This is a genomic window from Kitasatospora sp. NPDC091257 (assembly GCF_044757675.1).
GTDB classification, from domain to species: domain Bacteria; phylum Actinomycetota; class Actinomycetes; order Streptomycetales; family Streptomycetaceae; genus Kitasatospora; species Kitasatospora lactacystinica.
Genome location: NZ_JBIVVI010000860.1, coordinates 1 through 4,051, shown reverse-complemented (window position 1 = coordinate 4,051; position 4,051 = coordinate 1). Strand labels below are relative to the sequence as shown.

Here is a 4,051-nt window from a genome sequence, read left to right as displayed (position 1 = left end):
CGGCCACCGCCGCCGAGCCGATACGGGCGGGGCCGAGGACGCACCGGTCACGCCGCCGTACCGGGCCACCGGGCCCGTACGGACGCCCGCGCTGCCCCCGACCCGCCGGACCAGTGCGGTCCGGTCTGCACCACTGGAGACACCGCATGCCTTTGCTGCCGCACGCCCACGGGTCCGCTCCCCACGAACACCGCACCCACGGACACCGCACCCACGGGCGGACCACCCCCGCCGAGGCCCACGAACTCGCCCGCACCGGCGCCGCCGTGCTGCTCGACGTCCGGGAGGCCGCCGAGTTCGCCGCCGGGCACGCCCCCGGCGCGCTGCACCAGCCGCTGATCGGCCTGGTCGCCGGTGTCCCGCTGCCGCCCGCGGCGGCCGGCCGGACCGTGCTGGCGATCTGCCGCTCCGGCCACCGCTCCCGGCGCGCCGCGGAGTTGCTCGCCCAGCGCGGCGTCGAGGTGCTGAACGTGGCCGGCGGCATGAACGCCTGGGCCCTGTCCGGGCTCCCGGTCGCCACGCCCGACGGAAGCGCCGGGCACGTGATATGACCACGCTGCTCCTGGCACTCGCCGCCGGCGCGGTGGTCGGGCTCGCCCTGGGCGGGCTGGGCGGCGGCGGCAGCATGCTCGCCGTACCCGCCCTGGTCTACCTGCTGGGCTTCAGCCCGGCGCTGGCCACGACCGCCAGCCTGGTGATCGTCGCCGCGACCTCCCTGACCGGCCTGATCGCCCACGCCCGGGCGGGCCGGGTCCGCTGGCGCACCGGCGCCCTGTTCGTCGCCGCCGGACTGCCCCTCGCCGCGGCCGCCGGGGCGCTGTCCGCCCACCTGCCGGGCGCGCTGCTGACCGGCGCCTTCGCGGTGCTGGCGGCGCTCGCGGCCTTCCGGATGCTGAGGCCGCCCAAGGTCGAGGCGCAGGAACGTTCCGCCGCAGGACTCGGCCGCTCCACGGCCGCGGGCGCCGGGCTCGGCGCCGTCACCGGACTGCTCGGCGTCGGCGGCGGCTTCCTCGCCGTACCGGCCCTGGTCTCGGTGCTCGCCTTCACCATGGCCGAGGCGGTCGGCACCAGCCTGCTGGTCATCACCGCCAACTCGCTCGCCGCCCTGCTGCCCCGCCTGGGCGCGACCGGCGCGATCGACTGGGCCGTGGCCGCCCCCTTCACCGGGGCCGCGATCCTCGGCGCCTGGGACGGCAAGCGGCTGGCCGACAAGCTCAGCGGGCGCACCCTGCGGAAGGCCTTCGCCGTCGCCCTGCTCGCCGTCGCCGCGCTGATGCTGATCACCACGCCGGCCTGATTCACCACGCCGGGCCGATCAGCACGCCGGCCTGATTCACCACGCCGGGCCGATCAGCACGCCGGCCTGATTCAGCACGCCGGGCCGACCACCGCCGCCTCCCCGAACTTGATCGGGAACACCGGGATCGACTTCTCCCCGGCCGGCAGCGCGTCGTGGAAGCGCTTGAAGTCGCCGTCCGTCGCACCGGCGTTGCTCTCCCCGTCCGTCATCAGCACGATCGAGGTGAACCGGTCGTCGCCGGCCGCCGCCTGCTGACGCTCGATCACCCGGTACGCCTCCTCCAGCGAGGAGTACACCGCCGTCCCGCCCGAGGCGGCCAGCGACTGCACGTCCGCGTCGATCGACGCCAGCTCCGTCTCCGGGCCCGGCCGGCTGCCGGTGGCCGGCACCACGTGGGTCTTGGTCCACTTCACCGCGGAGGCGAAGGAGAGCAGCGTGATCTCCTCGCGGTCCCGGAAACGGCGCGTCCCGCGGGTGTCGTCCGCCCCGGTCAGCCGGCCCAGCGCGCTCTTCAGCGCGGCGATCCGCGGGCCCTCCATCGAGCCCGAGGTGTCCAGCACGTACACCGTCCTGGACGGGCGGCGCAGCTCGTTCTGGTACGAGGCCAGCAGGCCGTCCGCGACCGCCCGGGTGCCCGGGAACGGCAGCTCCCGGCGGCGGTCCGCGGGCAGCCCGGCGGCCGGGGCCGCGCCCGCCGTCACCGGTCGGCGCAGCGTCGTCTCGGAGATCCGTTTCTGCACGTCCTCCTTGAGCAGGTACGCGGACAGCCGCTGGAAGGAGTCGCGCTGCTCCTGCGCGGCGGAGGACATCAGCGAGAGCGGGTAGTCCGCCGACACCACGCCGTCCGCCGGCCGCACCACCGTCAGCTGCTGCTGCGGCGGCAGCGTCCTGTTCAGCGACAGCAGCACCGACTCGTAGTTCACCAGCGCGCTCACCGTGCCCGACTCGGCCCGGGCGTACGCCTGTGCCAGCCAGCCGGAGGAGCCCGAGGTCAGCTTCTGGCCCTTGAAGAACTCCTTCAGCTGCGGACCCGCCTTCTGCACGTCCGCGTCGGTCAGCGCCGCGCCCGCGCCGGAGAAGGCCGAGGCCACCGCGACGAGGGTGGAGAAGCCCGAGTTGGAGCGGGACGGGTCGGCCATCCCGTACGGCAGCTTTCCGGCCGCCGCCGCCGCCCCGACCTGCGCCCAGGTGACCTTGGAACCGTCGCCCCAGCCGAGTTCGCCGAGCGCCGAGGAACGCACCCCGATCGCCACCGGCGACACCATCACCGGGGTCTCGGAGACCACCTTGGACTTGCCGGCCGGATCGAGCCGCAGGTACTGGTTCGACGGGAACCACACGGCGTCGTACTTGCCGTCGGCCCGGCCCGAGGAGACGGCGTCGGCGCCGTCGAGGGTGCCCGTCCAGGAGAACTGCACGGTCACCCCGGTGGCCTTCCGGGCATCCTCCAGGACCGGTGCCAGGTCCTGGAGTTCACTGCCCGCCAGGACGCGCAGCACGCCGGGGCGGGCGGTCTCGGCGGGCGGATCGGTGGGCTTCGGGGCGGGGTTGTCGCCGCCACCGGAGGAGGTGCAGGCGGTGGCCGCGGCCAGCACGGCGGCCAGCGCGGCCGTGAGCCAGCCGCGGCGCTTCATCGGGATGGTCACTTGGTCCCCTTCGCCGCGGTGGTCAGCTTGAGCAGGTTGTCCAGCGAGGGCAGGGTCGCCTGCTTGACCTTGGCCGCGGTCAGATCGGGTGCGAAAGTCGGCTTCTTCTCCCGCATCAGGTTCGCGAAGGCCTCCGGTTCGGCCTGCGGCCGGAGCCCGAACCCGGCCTCCAGACCGCGGAGCACCTCGTCGTTCTGGAGGGCGTCGGCGAGCTTGCGGCCGTTGTCGGTGTGGGCCACGACGGTGTGGTCCGAGTAGACCGTGGTGTCCGGGTACAGCACCACCATGTCCCCGGTGGGCTTGCCCTGCAGCGACAGGGCGGCGGCCTGCGACTCGTACGCGAAGATCAGCGGGCTGCCGATCCCCGCGCCGAAGTCCCGGAACGGCTCGTCGCTGCTGCTCTTCTGGATGCCCTGCAGCGCGTTCGCCTTGTACAGGACGTCCTTGACGGCGGCGACGCCGGCGTCGTCCGACACCACCTGGTGGTTGTTGGCGATGTAGGAGAGCAGCGCGAGGTACATCGCGCCCGAGGACGAGCTCTCCGGGTCGGTGGTGGTCACGAAGAGCTGACCGGACAGCTCGGGATGGGCGCCCGCGCCGGTCAGCTCCTCCCATCTGCGGTTGCCCTTCAGCGCGTTGACGTACTCGTCCATCCGGAACGTCCAGACGCCGGTGACGGCGTCCAGGTCGGCCAGCTTGTTCTCCTTCAGGACCTTGGCCACCGGCTCGTGCGCCACGATCACCAGCGGCGAGTAGAACGGGACCATCGGGGAGTCCTGCAGCTTCCAGATGCGCTGGATCTCCCGCGCCGGTGCCGAGCTCGCCGGGAAGGCGAAGTCCAGCCCCGGCGTCCTGCCCGCCTGGTCGCTCATCGTCCAGGAGCCGGTGGAGTCCGTCCGGACCACCAGGCCCTGCTTCGCCAACTCGGCCTTGACATCGTCGTTCTCGAAGAAGGCGCGCTTCTCCGAGCCGATCAGGCCGGTGACGGTGACCGTCCTGGCGGTGTCCTTCTTCGGGTCGTCGGGGATCAGCGCGAAGGCGACCCCGCCCAGCAGGGCCAGGGCCGCAACCACCCCCAGTGCGCGTCGCATGCCGAACGCCTCCC

The 4,051-nt window shown here is 73.6% G+C and carries 4 protein-coding genes; 2 read left to right on the top strand and 2 right to left on the bottom strand.

The features are described 5' to 3' along the window. Nucleotides 1–146: 146 nt before the first annotated feature. Together ACIQOV_RS30940 and ACIQOV_RS30935 are read left to right on the top strand one after the other, a co-directional pair. The gene (locus ACIQOV_RS30940) at nt 147–551 is read left to right on the top strand and encodes a rhodanese-like domain-containing protein (protein WP_401053938.1); all 405 of its coding nucleotides are present in this window, start codon (nt 147–149) and stop codon (nt 549–551) included. Continuing rightward, the gene (locus ACIQOV_RS30935) at nt 548–1,297 is read left to right on the top strand and encodes a sulfite exporter TauE/SafE family protein (RefSeq protein WP_401053937.1); all 750 of its coding nucleotides are present in this window, start codon (nt 548–550) and stop codon (nt 1,295–1,297) included. The genes ACIQOV_RS30940 and ACIQOV_RS30935 overlap by 4 nt, the downstream gene beginning before the upstream one ends. A gap of 71 nt (nt 1,298–1,368) precedes the next feature. Here the strand turns inward: ACIQOV_RS30935 and ACIQOV_RS30930 are convergent, their stop codons facing one another. Beyond that, nucleotides 1,369–2,946 (bottom strand): extracellular solute-binding protein, encoded by a 1,578-nt coding sequence (locus ACIQOV_RS30930; RefSeq protein ID WP_401053935.1) that lies wholly within the window; start codon nt 2,944–2,946, stop codon nt 1,369–1,371. Continuing rightward, the coding region (locus ACIQOV_RS30925) for a hypothetical protein (RefSeq protein WP_401053934.1) at nt 2,943–4,051 on the bottom strand (1,109 nt) is incomplete at its 5' end. The genes ACIQOV_RS30925 and ACIQOV_RS30930, both read right to left, overlap by 4 nt.